Below are 17,481 nucleotides of genomic sequence, written 5' to 3' on the forward strand. Positions count from 1 at the left end.
TTTCCTTTGATATTTCTCATTCAGATAAAACTCAATCATATGGGGTCTTATCCATTGGAATGATCTGGAGGTAAAGAGGAACAGCCACAGCTGTTATTATTTTTCCTTCCTGATAGCACAATTAGTCTTGTCTCGGTGGGAGTCTCAATAAAATGGACAATGGCTTCTTCAAAGAAAGGAAGGCATTCTTTTGGAATAAACAGTCTAACGCCATCCTCCCATGTGGTATCCGATTGCAGTGGCTCCTCGACAATGCTAAAGTCCGTAGCAAATCCTGAGCAGCCACCTTCTCCAACAATCAATCGCATGCCCGAGCTTTTTGTTCCTCCACACATCCGGATCATCCGACTAATAAATTGTTTTGCCTTGGGTGTAATCGATATTTTCATGGCTATTTTTTGGCTTTGTATCGTGGACGGCTTTTATCAATCACACAGGTATTGTCTACTGGACAGACAGAGACGCATTGCGGTTCATCAAAAAAACCTATACATTCTGTGCATTTTTCTGGATCTATGGCAAAAATGCCTTCTTTTTCATAGATGGCGCCATTTGGGCACTCCGGTTCACAAGCAGAACATCCTGTACATTGGGATGCAACGATCTTATATGCCATACTTTATTCTCCTTTTTGTTCATTAGTTTTAATTCAAAGGCACTAATGCCCCCTGTCGAATAAGAGCATCTTCTTTTTTGGTTGGATGAATCAATCCAGCATTGACCTTTCTAAGATATTCTTTGAAATAACTCACAGCGGCCTTTTCAATATATTCATAAGCAAACCTATCAACGGTCTCTATGCCAGCTTTCTCCAAAGCTTCTTTCGGGCATGATCCTATTTTTGCCACAAACACAGCAACACAATCCCTTATAGCCCGAATAACAGTTTCAAGCGCCTCCTCTTCTCCATAACCGCCCTGGCAATAGAGATCGACTCTCCGATGACCGATGAATTTCGAGCCTTTCGTACTAAGCTCATAAATTTGGAATTCCTTAGCATGCCCAAAATGCTCGTTGATTTTGCCCCCACCTTTGGTGGCTACAGCAACCAAAATCTTAAGTTCACTATTTTCCTTAGCTATTTCTTTTAATTCCTTTTCTCTTTCCGCCACTCTCTTTTGCCTCTCCTGCTCCACTTGCATTTTGTAGGCATTTCTCGTTTCTATATCGTAATTCAGCTCAATGGAGGCGATCTTCTCTTTGGTAAATTCACTACTCCTATCTTCCCCAAGCAATCCAACCGCATCGGCGCGGCATTGCCTGCAATGCCTCATCATGTTCATCTGTCCTTCACATTTGTCCTGCAGCGCTTTCAATTCCTGTGCTGTCGGCCCTCTCTGTCCTGTCAACCCAAAGTATGTTCCATGCTCAGGTGCCGAAATAAGGGGCATGATATTATGGAGAAAAGCTCCACGTGATTTCACAGCTTTATTAACCTCTATTAAGTGTTCGTCGTTAATCCCCGGGATCATTACCGAATTGATCTTGCAAAGGATCTTTTCAGCCGTAAGCATCTCTAATCCTTCTAATTGTCTTTCCGAAAGAATCTTCGCTGCCTCTTTCCCTTTATATCTTTTATGTTTATAAAACACCCAGGGATAAATTTTCTCCCCCACCTTTGGATCTATCATATTGATCGTAATGGTTACATGATCCACATTGAAATCCTTGATTCGTTTCACATACTCGGGTAATGCTAGACCGTTGGTTGAGAGACAAAGCTTTATATCTGGAGCTTTCTTTGCTACAAGCTCAAAAGTTTTAAATGTCTTATCCGGATTAGCTAAAGGATCTCCTGGACCCGCTATCCCAAGAACAGTCATCTGAGGAATGAGAGAGGCAACAGCTAAAACCTTCTTAGCTGCTTCTTCTGGGGTAAGCTTTTCGCTTACTACCCCTGGTCGGCTTTCATTCGCACAGTCATACTTTCTGTTACAATAATTGCATTGAATATTACATGCCGGCGCCACAGCCACATGCATCCGCGCATAATAATGGTGCGCTTCTTCGCTATAACAGGGATGATTTTTTACTTTTTCCCAAATTTCCTCGGGAAGATCTCCTGCTCCCGCTCCAGAGCCACAACTCGATTTTCCGCTGCCTCCCTTCGAACCGCATCCTTGATGCTGAATAGTGGAAGTAACGGAAAGTCCCAAGGCTTTCAAACGCTGAAAATTCTTTGCTTTCGGAGTTTGGGTCAAAGCAGCAGTCATCGAGTACCTCCTTTATTGTTTTTTAAAGGATTCGAGCAAAAGCTGTGCCAATTCTTCTCCTTGATTGAGACAACCTCTCTGTTTGTCTTTTCCTTTATTGGTGTTGCGTGCCAACCTATTTCATCGATTCTAGAGATTCGTTGATCCAGCTCTCATAGAAGAAGCGTCGTGTAGGAATTGGTACAAAAGCTGGTAGGAATGTTGTGATAAAACACACACTCCCTCAGCTAAATTGTAAGGTTTAGCATTATAAATTTATTTTTATTTGCTTATTACAAATTCCGTTGACTCTGGACTATAGTCCAACCTTTAGATTGCCTACAAAAGAGCAATATGCAGAAGGAGGCCTACTACAGTGAAATTCAATGTTTTTCTCCAGATTGAAGGGATGAAATGCGAAGATTGTGCAACGCATCTTCTAAGAGCTCTTCAAAAACTCCAAGGGATTGAAAAAGTTCAGATGACTGATTGGCGATCCAAAAGAGCCAACCTTGTTACTACCCAGCAATGGAACGAGCAGGAAGTTCTACAAACAATCGAAGCATTAGGTTACCAGGGCACTGTCATCGAACGGATGCCAATAGGAATGGACAGCGAAGAGAGGAGCAAAGCTTATGATCTTTTGATTGTAGGTGGAGGTTCTGCTGCCTTTGCTGCTGCAATAAAAGCAAGTGAACTAGGAGCGAAGGTTGGGATCGTTGAATCTGGGGTCATTGGAGGTACCTGTGTCAATGTGGGCTGCGTCCCGTCAAAATTCCTTATTCGAGCCGCTGAAGTTTACACAATGGCAAGGAACCCTCGGTTCGCAGGTTTAGGACCTTGTAATATGCCCTTAGACTGGGCACAATTGTCCGATCAAAAAGAAAAATTGGTCAGCATGTTGCGGATGCAAAAATACCTCCATCTTTTGGATGTCTACCCAAATATTTCTCTTATCGAGGGAAAGGCAAGATTGATGGCTGGCAACCAACTGATCGTTAATAATAAAACCTATACTTCAAGAAAAATTCTGTTAGCCACTGGTTCCTCTCCGTCTATCCCTCCGATTCCTGGGTTAAAAGAGACAGGTTTTCTCGATAGCACCACTGCCTTAAGTGTAAAAACTCTGCCCTCTTCTCTTGCCATAATTGGCGGAGGAACTATAGGACTAGAACTTGGACAGATGTTTGCCCGCTTTGGCGTTAAGGTACATATCATTGAGGCCCTCCCCTCAATTGCCATGAGCGAAGAACCTGAAATAAGAGAGCAACTTAGCCTATGTTTGAAAGAAGAAAGGATTGAACTCTTGACAAACACTCAGGTGCGCTATGTGGAAAAAACGGGAGAAAATGGCTGTTTTATTTCTATCCAAAACGGGAAAAAAGGAATTGGATTGAGGGTGGAGAAAATTCTTGTCACAACAGGTCGTAGTCCCAACACAGCAGAGCTAGGACTCGAAGAAGTTGGAGTCAAAAAGGGAAGTCGTGGAGAAATTCTTGTTGATTCCTTTCTACGTACCACCAATCCAGACATTTATGCCGCCGGAGATTGTGCAGGCTTTCCGCAGTTTGTTTATGTATCCGCTTACACTGGAGGAATCGCTGCAGAAAATGCTATTAAGGGAGCTAAACGATCAATTGATTTTTCAGCTCTACCCAGAGTGACTTTCACCGATCCACAGATCGCAAGTGTTGGCTTAACCGAGGCTCAAGCAAAAAAAGAAGGATTGAATGTTGTTACTTCGATTTTTCCGTTCAAAGAGGTTCCAAAGGCTATCATTTCTTTGGATACTAGAGGATTAATTAAGCTTGTAATCGAAAAAAACACAGAAAAACTTCTAGGGGCTCACTTGCTTGCTGCAGCAGCTGGAGATTTTATTCAGGAGGCCGTTGTTGCTCTCCGACATGGATTAACCATACAAGACATAGTGGATGGCTTCCATCCCTATCTAACAATGAGTGAAGCAATAAAACTGGCTGCACTCTCATTTAAAAAAGATGTCGGACATCTTTCCTGTTGTGCCAGTTAGCAAGGAGCTGATCCTTTGCTAGCCAATGTTTTTGTTGCTCCTTCATGAGGAATCATAAGCCAAAGTAGCCAATAATATTGGAAGACTCATAGTCTCTCCAACAGCTGCGATAGAAACTAACTTCATTAGGTCTCCAGTCTCAATTTTCTGACTCTTTCTTTTGAATCCCTATCCTCTTTCTGGCCGTAGCTGAAGAGGCAGGCATAGGAGAATCCTCCAGCGCTTTGCAGTATTGGCGGATTAAACTACATTGGAGGCAATTTCATCAAATCTTAGCCTCGCTGTCCGCTAGCAACTTTTCTTTCCAACGTTTAGTGGTTATCAAGAGAGAGGTTAACTTATCCTTAAAAAAAAACTCGCTTAGTGGAGTTTATGTTTCATGATCTTCCAAAGCCGAAAGAATTGGACAAGGCTTTTCGGTTCGGTTTTTTTGACAACTATTTGCTAAGTTCTCAAGGCTCTCTTTTATTCTTCGGAGATCTTTTATTCTTTTTTCAAGATCTTCTATTTTCCTCTTGACCTTCTGCAAAACTCTTTGACAGCTGCCTTCTTTAGGTAAAAAAAGAAGTTCTTTGACTTCATTTAAAGATAAACCTAGTTCCTTAGCTCGTTTAATAAAGCTTATGGTTTTTAAAGCATTTTGATCGTAAAGACGGTAACCCGAAAGAGAACGTGCCGGCTTGGGTAGTAAACCTTTCCTTTCATAAAATCGAATGGTTTCCACTCCAACCCCAGCCATATTTGCCACCTTACCAATGGTCAAAGGCCTGTTGATTGTTTTCTGATTCATGCAACAATATAAACCCTAAACTAAACTTTAGGGACAAAAGAAAGCGTATGAAATAATCTTTTGAACAAACTTTTGGATCGGATCAGAAAAAAATTTTTACTAAAAATTCCTTAGCTAGTATTAATTTCATCCAGTTGCGAGGGAAACCCTGGCATTCATGCCGGGGAGGGATAGCGCGGCGGCGTAAGCCGCCCCAGTTCCCGCCATCTCCTTCCTCCAATGCTATCTTGGTTCAGGCGGGCACGTCCACGACCCATCAACCCTCCGCGCCCACTTTCCTAAGCCCTTAGGAGCCTTGTAATGCAGGCATCTCTGCCCCTCTCCCCTCAGGCATGTCTGCAACCGGCTCACCCCTCGCGGTGTCGGTAAGAACCTTCAGGCCTTTGCCCTTGCCCAGCATGATCCCCATCTTCCAGTGTCTGGGACTGAGGAAGCATCCCGGAGTGGGTCTTAACGACCTGTTGCAAACGTAGGGGACTGCCTACTGCTTTCCCTGTTCAAGATAGCTTGCTTTCACAAGCTCCGCCCTCTAGGGCGGGGTAGTTGACTCTTTCCAATTTCTATACCGTTCTAAAGACTCTTCAATAATTGGGAAAGCTTCCTTAGCTGGGAGAAAGTCTTCTACTACCACCTTTTTATGTTCCAATGCCTTGTAATCCTCAAAGAATCGTCGGATAACCCGCAACTTATGGATGGGAAGTTCATGAATATCGTTCAAATGACTGTATTCTGGATCGCTTGTGAGCACACAAACTATTTTATGATCTAGTTGTCCCTGGTCTTCCATTACCATTAGCCCTATTGTCCGCGCATGCACTAATGTCATAGGCAAGACAGGCTCATCCCCAAGAACCAAAACATCCAACGGGTCTTTATCTTCTGCCAGTGTTTGAGGAATAAATCCATAGTTGGCCGGATAATAAACGGCTGAATAAAGTACCCTGTCTAAGCGTAAAAGCCCAGTTTCTTTATCCAACTCATATTTATTGGAACTACCTTTTGAGACTTCAATCACTGCATTGAATTGAGAAGGCAGCCCATTTATTCCAGGAGAAACGTCATGCCAGGGATGAGAAACACCCTGTCTGTGATATGTAAAAGAAGGCGTCATAAAAAAAAAGATTTAAACAGACTTTGACCACACATCTCAAGAATTCAAGCAAAAGGCTACAAGAATTTTGTTATCGTTACTCTTTTGTGAGCATAGGATGCTATAGTGTTCTTGTTCATCAAGGTATCCTTGATTTGAGATAAAAATTTTTTTTCAACTTTATCTATAGAGAGAATAGACGAAGCAATCAACGCCTGTTCTCTGCGCTAAAACGACTGATAGGCTTGCAATGCCTGCTACTTTTTTTTCCTCTTTAAGAAAGTTAAGCAGAGGAAAAACAAATTCTACGAAATAAACCTCTTGGCACTCCATCCGCGTTCCACTTCGGGTCGATTACTAGTTTTGCTGATGATCCAGTTAATGCATGATTTGATGAGAGCAAAGAGCTGCTATCTTTCAACTTTTCCTCCTCCAGCCACCAAGAAAACACTCCAAAGCTTTATACTGGAAAAAAAAGCAATATTATCCTTCGAATCTGGCAGCCTCAGGAAAGCGTGAAATCATTTCAATACCAAGGGTGGCGTATTTTGCTCCTGCTTCCCCCAGTTTTTCTAAAGAGGGATAACCAAATCGGTGTACATCACGCAATGTTTTATTAATAACAACCAGCTTTCCTCCAAAAAGAACCACCCTTCCAAAGCCTTCATGATGCATGCTCATCATCGGCACCACAAGAACACCCGTCTTTTTTTCTATTGTTAAGGCAACGGCATTAAAAAATAGTTCTATCCGCCATAGAATATCAGGATCGGGATCCCCAATAATAGGAATTTCCTTTCTTTTTTGAGCATCAATAATATAATCTTTCAGTAGTTCCTCATTTTTTTTCCCCTCCCAATTTCCATATGTATCCTGAGCACGTAATTGATTGACAAGTTCAGTGATAAATTCTTCGATAAGCTCCGCGTCTATTTTTTCTTCCTTGAGTTTCATCACTATTCCTCCTCGAAATTCAGAATTTTCTCTCTTCCCTTGTTCATAGCTTTTCTAAGCCAAGGGGGTGGTGTCCCATTAAGAATCTGCTGGAGTTTGACAAGAATATCTTTAATTGGTTCGCAGTTGTTAGACTTTATAGGATGGATACCTTTGGCTACTACCCTAGCAGCTCCTGATCCACCAATGGCTGCGACATAGAGGATGGAACAATCTTTTATAGCTTCCAACTTGGGTTCTAATTTGTCCTCATTCCCATCCTCTTTAAGTTCTCCATCAAAACTAACCGTTTGTAGGTGTTGATACCCATCCTGGGAGACTTCATAAATAACGATATTTTTTGCCCACCCAAAATGAGCATCTACTCGATTCAAATCCTGTGTAGCAAATGCAATTTTCATAATTCATCCAGAAAGGGAGGTAAAAAAATGGGTTCGTTCTTTCTCTTCTTCTTTTTTTTCTTCCTGTTCGATAAGCAAGTTGGTTATTTCAAAAAGGATGTTGCGGCTTCCTCGGTATCCCACGCTCAAGCGGTGAGCTGCTCCTACTCTATCGAACATGGGAAGGCCTATTCGGTAGAGAGGAATTCCCAGTCTTCGGGAGGCACCCCGACCGTGGGAATGGGTAAGAATGAGCTCTGTACCTTTGGCCATGGTTTCTAAGTCTTCCAGATCGCCAATGGTGACTGTTTCACAGGGCATATTGGGAAGAAGGACAGATTCTGTGGTAGTAATCGCCGCGGTAATTTTTGCTCCCATTTCGACAAGGAAATTCCCAATTGCCCACAACAGATCAGGCTCAGCACCAAGGGCAATGGGAAGTCCCCCAAAATAAAATTGGCAATCGAGCATGGCATCGACAAGCTGGGATCTCTGGCGACGGTATTTATTGGGAACAGGTTTTTGAGTAATGCTTGAAAGCCTTTCTATAAAAAGATCGACCGAAGCTAATCCAGTGAGTCTTTCGAAAATAAAAAAAGGAACTCCTGTTTTGATTTCCAGAGCCATCGCAGCAGCGCGCATCTGTTCACCTATGGCAATGGTAACCTCCGATTTACCCATTTCTTTAAGCTTTTCTAATGGTGTCCCTCCAATCGTTGTAGGAGTAAAATCCTCGGGAAGATGCCCATCAAGCGATCCTGAAATATCGGGTAAAATGATAGCTCTGAGCCCAAAGTCTTCTACCATTTCCTTAATTTCTTCGATATCTGCAGCTGACAGATGACTTCCGGCTAATATATTGATTTGGCCTTTAACAGTTTCAGAAGATTTTTCAACTAATACTTCGATCATTTTCGAAACGGCTTTTCCCCAACCATCTTGAAATGCTCCAACGAAGTCAGGAGTGGAGACATAAACTAGCTGACAGTCCTCAACCTCCGAATGCCTCTGGCGAACGACCTTAAGATAACTTTCCACATCATCCCCTTTGGTTTCAGTCAGTCCAGTCGAGCAGATTCCTATCAAAGCAGGTTTTGCTCGTTTATAAATGTTCACAATTGCTTGTTCTATATTCTCCAATCCGCCCATGATTGTCGTGACTTCATTCATTGCCGTTGTTTGCAAAGGAATCATCTCGCGAAAATGTCGAACAAAAAGCACGAGACCAAAGGCGGTACACCCTTGGGATCCATGGAGCACAGGCATCGATCTATTAATTCCCATAAAGGCAAGCGCTCCCCCAATAGGCTGACTCAGCTTCAATGGGCTCACCGAACAGGCCTTTTTGCTATGGATAATCGTTGCCATCTTAATTTTTATCGGTTAGTCCCACGGAGCAGGAGTTCTTAAGGCCTCCCACAGAGGATTATTTAAAGTCCTATCAATCTGATCTACCAAATTGACCATGCCTTCATATCCAGCATAGGCATGATGTCTTTCCTGATTAATATCTAGCCAAGGAACCTTCGCCTTTAATGCAACAAATTGAGAGCGGCCTCCGGAAAGCAAAATGTCCGCCTGGGCATCCTTAAGCATCTTATACATCTCCTTAGGCGTCATCTCTTCGATCAGGTGGGCTTCTTCTCCCATGATTTTTTTGATCCTTTGTTTATCTTCCTCCGTTGATTTTTTAACACTAGTCCCTACCACCACCATCCCCACTTCTTGCAAAGCCGAAACAACAGACCAAGATTTCACTCCTCCAGTGATCAATAAAACCCTTTTGCCAGATAACCTTTTTTTGTATGTTTCCAACTTTCTCCATGCTTTCTGTTCCTCGTGTCTGATCAGAATTTCGGTCTTCGCCAGCAGTTCCTCCTCTGCCCCCCTTTGGACAAGAAGCGTAGCGATGTTTCTTAAAGCCTCACTCATATCGGAGATTCCATAAAAAGAGCCTTCAAAAAAAGGAATCCCATAGCGTTCTTCCATTTTTCTAGCGATATTGATCATCGCCTTGGAGCAGACAAGCATTGCTGCTCTAGCCCTATGACAACTGGCAATTTCTTTGTAACGACTATCCCCTGATATACAGGCAGCAATCCTTATACCAAGTTGATCGAACAGCGGTTTTACCTGCCACAATTCCCCCGCTAAATTATATTCGCCAATGATATTGATATCATAGGGGGTAGTCACTTCTGGTTCTTCAGTGCCAATAACGTAGTCCAATAACGCTTCACCAGCTAACTTGTTACCAAGGTTTTTACTACCAGAAAAGCCAGGGGATTGAATCGGAACAACAGGGATCCCAAATTTCTCTTTGGCTGCCTTGCATACGGCTTCTAAATCATCGCCAATCAAGGCAGGAATACAGGTATTATATACGAAAACGGCTGGGGGTCTGTACTTTTCCACCACTTCCTTTATGGCTTTGAAAAGCCTCTTTTCTCCGCCATAAATAACATCCATTTCGTTTATATCTGTCGTAAAACCCAAACGATAAAGCTTGGAGCCGGAGGACTTGGAACCTCGGTTATCCCAGGAGTTCCCTTCACAGGCTATTGGACCATGGACAAGATGAACGACATCAGTTATAGGCTGCAAGGCGATTTTGGCTCCATCAAAGGCACAGCCTCCGGCTGCAGCCCCAGGCTGTAAGATCTTGGTGCAGCCTTTTTTTCGTTCTTTATCCGATTTCGAGCGGTTTTTTTGGCAGGCTGGCTCTTGAAACACCTCCTGGATTTTTGCCGATAGCGTCGTCATTGTACTAGCCTCCTTGGCAGCCTTTTGTTTTATTGGTGATCCTTATCGTATTATGTCATAGCTATAATCTGATTTTGCAGGAACGATTGTGTTTTTATCCATCTCATCAAAGATCTTATTCAAAATCCACACTAGAACATTCAATCCACCCTGATAGCCCCATATCGGATAGCGATGATGATGATGCCTATCAAAAATAGGAAATCCAATACGAATCAAGGGAGTGCCCGTATCCCTTTCGAGATATTTAGCATAGGTGTTACCGATTAAAAAATCTACAGGCTCTGTAAAGAGCAGCGAGCGCATATGCCACAGGTCTTTGCCAGCATAAACACTGCCATTTTTGCCAAAAGGAGAAGCCTCAAGAAGGGTTTTTGCTTTTTCTTCCCATTCTTTTCCACCATTGGTACATAAGACATGAATCGGTTCGGCTCCCAGTTCCAAAAGAAAACCAGTAAGACCAAGGGTCATATCCGGATCTCCAAACAGAGCAAAGCGCTTCCCATGAATATGGGCATTGGAATCCGCTATGGCATCAACAAGCCTTCCCCGTTCTTTTTCAAGTTCTTCAGGGATAGGCTTCCCAGTCAACTTACTGATTTCCATAAGGAATGCATCGGTCGCTCGCACTCCTATTGGGCAATGGAAGACAGCAGTTTGTTGGCCCTTCTCATTTATGTAAGAGATAGTTTTTTCTGTGCAAAATCCTTGGATGGAAACCGTAGCTTTTGAATGAATAGCATCAGAAATCTCAGTGAGTTTTGTTCCCCCATCATACATTCGGAATGTCCCATCGGTTGGGGTATCCCAAACATCGCTATTATCAGAAAGAATCAAATAGTTAACCCCCATCAAACTAAGCATTCTTTTTAATTCCCTCATATTGCCTACAGTATAAGGGTCAAAGCCTCCAATAATATTGATTCGATCCACAGGCTTTCTTTCTAGTGGTGGCACAGTTCCCGCTTTACCATCCCAAAAATAGCTCAGTATCCCTTTCATCATATTGTCGTAGCCTGTAATATGGCTTCCAACAAAGGATGGGGTATGGGCAAAAGGAACGTCAAAGTCTTGGGGAATGCTGCCTTTATCCCTTGCATTTTTTATAAAGGCATTGAGATCATCGCCAATCACCTCAGCCATACAAGTAGTGGAGACAGCGATCATTTTTGGTTTGTATAAAGAAAAAGAATTAGCCAGCCCATCAATCATGTTGTTAAGCCCACCAAAGACAGCCGCATCCTCAGTCATAGAAGAGGAGACACAGCTGGAGGGTTCTTTAAAATGCCGACTAAAATGGCTCCGAAAATAAGCCACACAGCCCTGGGAGCCATGAACAAAGGGCAGGGTTCCTTCAAATCCCACTGCCGCAAAGATGGCTCCCAGGGGTTGGCAGGCTTTGGAAGGATTTATGGATATGGCTTCTCGTGCGAAATTTTTTTCTCTGTACTCCCAGCTTTTTGTCCATTCCCTAATTTTTTCAACCTCTTCAGCAGGTACTGGATTTTCAAACTCACATTTTTTCTTTTCGAACATCTCTAAGTACTGAGGTTGTCTAAACAGATTAAAATGATCGAGCACATTGTCAGCATTTTGGCTTTTTGCCTTTTCTGTCCTTTCCATAATCCTCTCCTTTATTGTTAAGCTTTAGACTGAATCGGAAGCTTCATTGCTTTGTTTTCCAAGGCGCAGCAGTCATTTTCCACACCGGGCTATTGATCGCCATGTCCATGTCCCTAGCAAATATCGCAAAGCCATCATACCCATGATAAGGCCCAGAATAATCCCAGGAATGCATCTGGCGAAAAGGAAAGCCCATCTTCTGGAAAACATATTTTTCTTTGATTCCCGAACCCACTAGATCGGGCTGAAGTGCTTCAACAAACTTTTCGAATTCGAAGCCTGTCACATCATCATAAATAAGGGTGCCATCCTTTACATAATGGGTGGTCCGCTGGTAATCATCATTATGGCCAAACTCATAGCCAGTGCCAATGACTTCCATTCCCAAATCTTCATAAGCGCCAATGACATGCCTGGGTCTTAAGCCCCCCACAAAGAGCATTACTTTTTTGCCTTCTAACCTAGGCCTGTATTTGGCAATGACCTCATCGACCATTGGTTGATACTTAGCAATGACCTTTTCGGCACCTTCTTTAATTTTATCGTCAAAAAAGCTAGCGATCTTCCGCAGCGATTCGGCTATTTTTGTTGGCCCAAAGAAGTTGTATTCTACCCATGGAATCCCAAATTTCTCTTCCATGTACCGGCTGATGTAATTCATCGAACGATAACAGTGTAAAATATTGAGTTTGACTTTAGGGGTTCTCTCAAGCTCTTTTAAGCTACCATCTCCTGACCATTGAGCCACAACGCGCAAACCCATTTCTTCAAGAAGGATGCGTGATGCCCAAGCATCCCCGCCAATGTTGTAATCACCAATAATAGCAACATCATAAGGAGTAGTAACAAACTCTTCTTTTTTGCCGGCCATTTTTTCTAGCACCCAATCCCTGATGCTATCATTGGCTATATGGTGACCTAAAGACTGCGAAACCCCTCTAAAACCTTCACATCGTACGGGTACAATTGTCTTGCCTCCGAAATCTTTACTTTTAGCTTTGGCCACCGCCTCAATATCATCTCCAATCAAGCCTATAGGACACTCCGACTGAATCGTAATACCCTTGTTCAAAGGAAAGAGTTCCTGCAGTTCTTCCAGAGCTTTCGCCAACTTCTTATCTCCCCCAAAGACAATGTCCTTTTCTTGGAAATCTGTCGTAAACTGCATGGTCACAAAGGTATCTACGCCTGTTGTGCCGATATAATAATTCCGACGTGAAGCCCATGAATATTGCCCACACCCCACCGGTCCATGGCTAATATGGATCATATCTTTTATTGGTCCCCAGACCACCCCTTTGGATCCCGCATAAGCACATCCTCTGATGGTCATTACCCCAGGAAGCGATTTAATATTGGATTTTACGCCACAATCGGTCTTTCCAGCTTCATAAAGATTTAAGTGCTTTTCTCTTTTTTTTGCTGCCTTCTCTGGGTAGACTTGAAGCACCTCTTTGATAAGCGCTTTGTTCTTTTCCTTTAGCGTTACTGGTTGTGCGTTTTCAATCGTCAAACTCATAGATTTACTCCTTTTGTTCTGTGATTAGCTCCTCTCCAATGAGCTGTTCTATTTAGGGTCGATCGAACCCCTCACTTCTATAGAGGAGGGGTTCGACTTTCCATAGTCGCAATCAAACACAAACGGCAGCTTCCTCTTCCACTTTCGCTTTTCCAATCAAGCTTTCGTCCTCTTTTTTCATAATCCCAAACTCCATTAGCAGATCCTCCAGCTCATCCATCGTCACCGGCTTGGGAATTACTCCTTTTCCTGCGTTTTCATGGATTTTCTTAGCTAAAGTTCGATATTCGTCTGCTTGCTTACAATCTGGAGCATATTCGATTACAGTCATTCTTCGTAACTCCGCATGCTGGACAACATTATCTCTAGGAACAAAGTGGATCAGCTTTGAGCCAAGTCTTTTGGCTAATGCGTCAGCCAAGTCATATTCCCTATCGGTCTTTCTTTCGTTACAAATCAGTCCACCAAGTCTTACCCCACCTGAATTGGCGTATTTCAATATTCCTTTGCAGATATTGTTCGCTGCATACATCGCCATCATTTCTCCAGACATGACGATATAAATTTCCTGAGCTTTGTTTTCTCTAATAGGCATGGCAAATCCCCCACAGACGACATCCCCAAGAACATCATAGGACACATAATCGATATCCTCATAAGCCCCATTTTCTTCTAGGAAATTAATCGAGGTGATGACCCCCCGCCCCGCACATCCCACTCCGGGCTCAGGACCGCCAGATTCGACGCATCGTATGTTCCGGTAACCAATTTTCATCACATCTTCTATTTCCAAATCTTCCACACTTCCGGCTTGAGCCGCCAAATGGAGAATGGTATCCTGCGCTTTGGAATGTAGAATCAATCTCGTAGAGTCTGCCTTAGGATCGCATCCGACAATCAGGATCCGCTGCCCCATCTCGGCTAACGCCGCTAGCGTATTCTGAGAAGTTGTAGATTTACCGATACCTCCCTTACCATAAAAAGCAATCTGCCTTAATCCACTCACTAGTACCTCCTTTTTTCTTTTTGTTTTTTTGGCAGGCAACCGCCGTTTTCCTACTGTGAGCAGCATCTATGCCAACATGTAGAACCGTTATAAAAGCATCCTTTGCCCCATCTCTATGGTTCTGTAGTCTACAAGCAAAACTTTTAGGCTCTATTCTTCCCATTCTTGGGAGAAGACCAGGGAGGAGTCTCTCCTATCACTTGTTCGACACAGATTGGATTGGCTGTTAAAAAAAAGACAAAAGAAAAATATTTTGTCGAATTCTTTACATTATTGGATGTTTCAATGCTCAAACTGGAGAAATCTGATGGCATACATTCTGCTTCTACCTGTACGTGGGGACAAGACAAAAGATTTTGTTAGCTGACACAACCTTACGAGACGGAGAGCAAACTCCAGGAGTTGCATTCAGTCCTAATCAAAAGGCGCTGATTGCTAAACGGTTAGCGCAATGTGGCCTCAGAGAAATTGAAGCAGGCACCCCATCGATCGGAAAAGTAGAAATGGAAGCCTTCGATAAAATTCTTTCCCTTGGACTTTCTGCTCGGGTCATGGCATGGGGAAGAATGACGGAGGAAGATCTAAAGGCAGTCAAGCTATCTGGAGCAACTACTGTCAACCTCTCCATACCCCTTTCTGACATTCAGATTTCAACAAAACTCCAGACGACCCGATCCTCTGTGCTAGAAAAAATAAAAAAATATGTATCGAAAGCCAAGGACATGGGCCTTGAAGTGGCTGTGGGAGGAGAAGATGCCTCCCGAGCAGATGAACATTTTTTAATGGATGCCATTGAAGTTTCTCAACAAAGCGGTGCCTTCCGATTTCGCTATGCTGATACTGTTGGTATTCTCGATCCTATTCAAACCTACAAAATCATTTCCAAGTTAAAAAAAATCACTCCCCTGCTTTTGGAATTCCATGGACATGATGATTTTGGCATGGCAACAGCCAATTCAATAGCTGCCTGGCATGCTGGTGTTGATTCTCTCAGTCTTACCGCTTGTGGTCTTGGAGAAAGAGCAGGGAATGGATCGCTTGAAGAAGTTGCCTTTTTCCTTTCTCTTCGTGAAAATGTAGATAGCGGCATAGATCTGAAGGCACTTTTTTCCTTGTGTTTCTTAGTTGCTCGGTTCAGTGGAAGGAAAATTCCTCGTTGGAAAAGTATCCTAGGGAAAGATATTTTTCTGCACGAATCAGGCATTCATGTTGATGGAATTCTTAAAAACCCAAGAAATTATGAACCTTTCAATCCGACTATTATAGGCCGCAAGCATCGGTTTATTCTTGGGAAACATTCAGGAAGAAAATCCGTTCTTTGGACCTACGAAAAACTGGGAATCCTATTATCAGAAGAACAGGCCAAAAGAATATTGGATCAGATTAGGGATTTTGCAATAAACAACAAAAGAACTCCTTCAAAAGAGCAATTAATAGGCTTTGTCGATACTCCTAAGGCCTTTCCTTCAGCTAGCCCAATCGAAAAAAGCTGTTAACCTCCTCACCCATTATCTAGCGCCCTTGGAAAGTTTCCTTTGCTTCATGCAGACCGCATTCTCTTTTTATGCCAAAGAATCGGGTTTGCTCTGGAAGCATCCCTGCTTCAAGTTTGCTTGTCGTATGAATATCTCCTATGGAAACATATCCCTCGAAAGCCAGTGGATGCATCGGCAGTTTGTTCTTATAGATAAACTCGTTGATTCTCTCCGTTGTCCAATCGGCTATGGGATGCAGCTTTGCCCGATCCCAATGCCAGGTTAAAATAAGGATGTTTCTTCTAGTCGAAGCTTGTTCCCTGCGCAACCCAGAAATCCAACAACGGGCCTCAAGTTCTTCCAAAGAACGGATCATGGGCTCAACTTTCATAATCTGATTATACTTTTCTATGCCCTCTTTGCCTTGCTCCCAGAGTTTTCCGTAGCGTGCTTCAAACCAAGCAGGAGAAAGAGCTGGCCTATATACTTTTAGATTAATTTTCAATTCTTCTACTAGTCTATCTATATAGCGGTAAGTTTCTGGGAAAAGATAGCCCGTATCGATCACTACAACAGGAATTTCTGGCCAGACAGAAAGAACAAGCTTGAGTGTGACAACCGATTGAGCTCCAAAACTCGAGCTTAATATTACTTTTCTTTCGAAAAAATCGAGCGCCCAACTAATACGCTCCAAGGCATCTTTTTTTTCCAAAAGCCGGTTATATTCCTGGAGTGAATCGAACAATTCTTTTTTCATTGCTTTCATTTTGGTTGTTGAAAAAAAATAGTTGTAAAAATAAAAGATTCAAATAAAACTATATTCACTCTATAGAATATGCAGAATTTAGACAACTTAGAATCACAAAGTATTTTTATTTTTCGAGAAGCTCGCTATGCTTTTAAAAATCTAGCAATGCTCTGGTCAATGGGGAAGGATTCAAACGTGCTCCTTTGGCTTGCCAAGAAAGCCTTTTGTGGACATATTCCTTTCCCTATCATCCATATTGATACGACTTATGAATTTCCTCAAATGCTCGAATTTCGTTCTTGGGCAAAAGAATATTACGGCTTTGAATTGATTGTTAAAATTAACCAAGAAGCCATTGAGCGCGGCATTAGCTATAAGACGCATGATCCTGTCACAGTGACCCACGAGCTCAAAACGGTGGCCCTCAAGCAGGCGTTGGAAGAATACAAATGGGATGGTCTTATTACGGGCATACGAAGAGACGAAGACGGCGTTCGGGCTAAAGAAAGATACTTTTCCCCTAGAAACCAGTCTATGGAATGGGAATACAAAAACCAACCACCAGAATTTTGGAATCTGTTTTTGGCTACTCTTCCTAATAATGGCCATGTGAGAATACAGCCCCTTCTTGATTGGACCGAACTCGATATCTGGCTTTATATTAAACGGGAAAACATCCCTATTCCTTCCCTCTATTTTTCAAAAGATGGAAAACGGTATCGTTCCTTAGGCTGTTGGCCCATCACGCATCCAGTAGCAAGCCATGCCTCAACCATTGATGAAATTATAGAAGAACTTTATCATACAAAGACTTCGGAAAGAGCGGGCAGAGCCCAAGATCATGCGGAGCCTAATGCGATGCAAAAACTCCGAGCCAAAGGTTTTCTTTAATTCTTAAAAAGTGATTCGATT

The 17,481-nt window shown here is 42.8% G+C and carries 17 protein-coding genes; 4 read left to right on the forward strand and 13 right to left on the reverse strand.

Annotation, left to right across the window (positions count from 1 at the left end; translation table 11 throughout):
• Positions 1-47: 47 nt before the first annotated feature.
• The 3 genes from A7Q09_RS04390 to nifB are packed head-to-tail and all read right to left on the reverse strand — an operon-like array spanning position 48 to position 2,213.
• The gene (locus tag A7Q09_RS04390) at positions 48-389 is read right to left on the reverse strand and encodes an iron-sulfur cluster assembly accessory protein (protein ID WP_134390082.1); all 342 of its coding nucleotides are present in this window, start codon (positions 387-389) and stop codon (positions 48-50) included.
• A gap of 2 nt (positions 390-391) precedes the next feature.
• Positions 392-616 (reverse strand): YfhL family 4Fe-4S dicluster ferredoxin, encoded by a 225-nt coding sequence (locus tag A7Q09_RS04395; protein WP_009060123.1) that lies wholly within the window; start codon positions 614-616, stop codon positions 392-394.
• Positions 617-644: 28 nt separating this feature from the next.
• Positions 645-2,213 (reverse strand): nitrogenase cofactor biosynthesis protein NifB, encoded by a 1,569-nt coding sequence (gene nifB / locus A7Q09_RS04400; protein WP_134390083.1) that lies wholly within the window; start codon positions 2,211-2,213, stop codon positions 645-647.
• Between the two features lie 355 nt (positions 2,214-2,568).
• Here nifB and merA point away from each other — a divergent pair, with 355 nt between their 5' ends.
• Positions 2,569-4,221 carry a mercury(II) reductase gene (gene merA, locus A7Q09_RS04405; protein WP_134390084.1) on the forward strand — a complete coding sequence of 551 codons (1,653 nt, stop codon included), beginning with the start codon at positions 2,569-2,571 and terminating at the stop codon, positions 4,219-4,221.
• Positions 4,222-4,591: 370 nt separating this feature from the next.
• On the opposite strand, the gene A7Q09_RS04410 is transcribed toward merA, so the two are convergent.
• From A7Q09_RS04410 to nifH, 9 genes are all read right to left on the reverse strand, one after another.
• Positions 4,592-5,011: a MerR family transcriptional regulator gene (locus tag A7Q09_RS04410; protein WP_134390085.1), complete on the reverse strand. Its 420-nt coding sequence runs from the start codon at positions 5,009-5,011 to the stop codon at positions 4,592-4,594.
• A 529-nt stretch (positions 5,012-5,540) separates the two neighbouring features.
• Positions 5,541-6,122 carry an inorganic diphosphatase gene (locus tag A7Q09_RS04415; RefSeq protein WP_134390086.1) on the reverse strand — a complete coding sequence of 194 codons (582 nt, stop codon included), beginning with the start codon at positions 6,120-6,122 and terminating at the stop codon, positions 5,541-5,543.
• Between the two features lie 462 nt (positions 6,123-6,584).
• Positions 6,585-7,055 carry a NifX-associated nitrogen fixation protein gene (locus tag A7Q09_RS04420; RefSeq protein ID WP_134390087.1) on the reverse strand — a complete coding sequence of 157 codons (471 nt, stop codon included), beginning with the start codon at positions 7,053-7,055 and terminating at the stop codon, positions 6,585-6,587.
• A gap of 2 nt (positions 7,056-7,057) precedes the next feature.
• On the reverse strand, positions 7,058-7,456 hold the full coding sequence (gene nifX, locus A7Q09_RS04425) for a nitrogen fixation protein NifX (protein ID WP_134390088.1): 399 nt from the start codon (positions 7,454-7,456) through the stop codon (positions 7,058-7,060).
• A 3-nt stretch (positions 7,457-7,459) separates the two neighbouring features.
• Positions 7,460-8,803 carry a nitrogenase iron-molybdenum cofactor biosynthesis protein NifN gene (gene nifN / locus A7Q09_RS04430; RefSeq protein ID WP_134390089.1) on the reverse strand — a complete coding sequence of 448 codons (1,344 nt, stop codon included), beginning with the start codon at positions 8,801-8,803 and terminating at the stop codon, positions 7,460-7,462.
• A 15-nt stretch (positions 8,804-8,818) separates the two neighbouring features.
• Positions 8,819-10,198, reverse strand: a complete 1,380-nt coding sequence (gene nifE, locus A7Q09_RS04435) for a nitrogenase iron-molybdenum cofactor biosynthesis protein NifE (RefSeq protein WP_134390090.1) — start codon at positions 10,196-10,198, stop codon at positions 8,819-8,821.
• 42 nt (positions 10,199-10,240) lie between these two features.
• The gene (nifK, locus tag A7Q09_RS04440; protein WP_134390091.1) at positions 10,241-11,821 is read right to left on the reverse strand and encodes a nitrogenase molybdenum-iron protein subunit beta; all 1,581 of its coding nucleotides are present in this window, start codon (positions 11,819-11,821) and stop codon (positions 10,241-10,243) included.
• A 43-nt stretch (positions 11,822-11,864) separates the two neighbouring features.
• Complete coding sequence (nifD, locus tag A7Q09_RS04445; RefSeq protein ID WP_134390092.1) at positions 11,865-13,340, reverse strand: nitrogenase molybdenum-iron protein alpha chain; 1,476 nt, start codon at positions 13,338-13,340, stop codon at positions 11,865-11,867.
• Positions 13,341-13,452: 112 nt separating this feature from the next.
• Positions 13,453-14,346, reverse strand: a complete 894-nt coding sequence (nifH, locus tag A7Q09_RS04450) for a nitrogenase iron protein (protein WP_134390093.1) — start codon at positions 14,344-14,346, stop codon at positions 13,453-13,455.
• 165 nt (positions 14,347-14,511) lie between these two features.
• Here nifH and A7Q09_RS10660 point away from each other — a divergent pair, with 165 nt between their 5' ends.
• Together A7Q09_RS10660 and A7Q09_RS04455 are read left to right on the forward strand one after the other, a co-directional pair.
• Complete coding sequence (locus A7Q09_RS10660) at positions 14,512-14,709, forward strand: hypothetical protein (RefSeq protein WP_208526681.1); 198 nt, start codon at positions 14,512-14,514, stop codon at positions 14,707-14,709.
• Entirely contained in the window at positions 14,703-15,842 is a 1,140-nt protein-coding gene (locus tag A7Q09_RS04455) for a homocitrate synthase (protein WP_244228515.1), read from the forward strand. Before A7Q09_RS10660 ends, A7Q09_RS04455 begins: the two co-directional genes overlap by 7 nt.
• A 16-nt stretch (positions 15,843-15,858) precedes the next feature.
• On the opposite strand, the gene A7Q09_RS04460 is transcribed toward A7Q09_RS04455, so the two are convergent.
• Positions 15,859-16,587 (reverse strand): phosphoadenylyl-sulfate reductase, encoded by a 729-nt coding sequence (locus A7Q09_RS04460; RefSeq protein ID WP_134390095.1) that lies wholly within the window; start codon positions 16,585-16,587, stop codon positions 15,859-15,861.
• 69 nt (positions 16,588-16,656) lie between these two features.
• On the opposite strand from A7Q09_RS04460, the gene cysD reads away from it, so the two are divergent.
• Positions 16,657-17,460, forward strand: a complete 804-nt coding sequence (gene cysD, locus A7Q09_RS04465) for a sulfate adenylyltransferase subunit CysD (RefSeq protein WP_134390096.1) — start codon at positions 16,657-16,659, stop codon at positions 17,458-17,460.
• Positions 17,461-17,481: the final 21 nt, after the last annotated feature.

Origin of the sequence: Methylacidiphilum sp. Yel (assembly GCF_004421185.1) — a bacterium.
In the GTDB taxonomy this organism is placed as follows: domain Bacteria; phylum Verrucomicrobiota; class Verrucomicrobiia; order Methylacidiphilales; family Methylacidiphilaceae; genus Methylacidiphilum.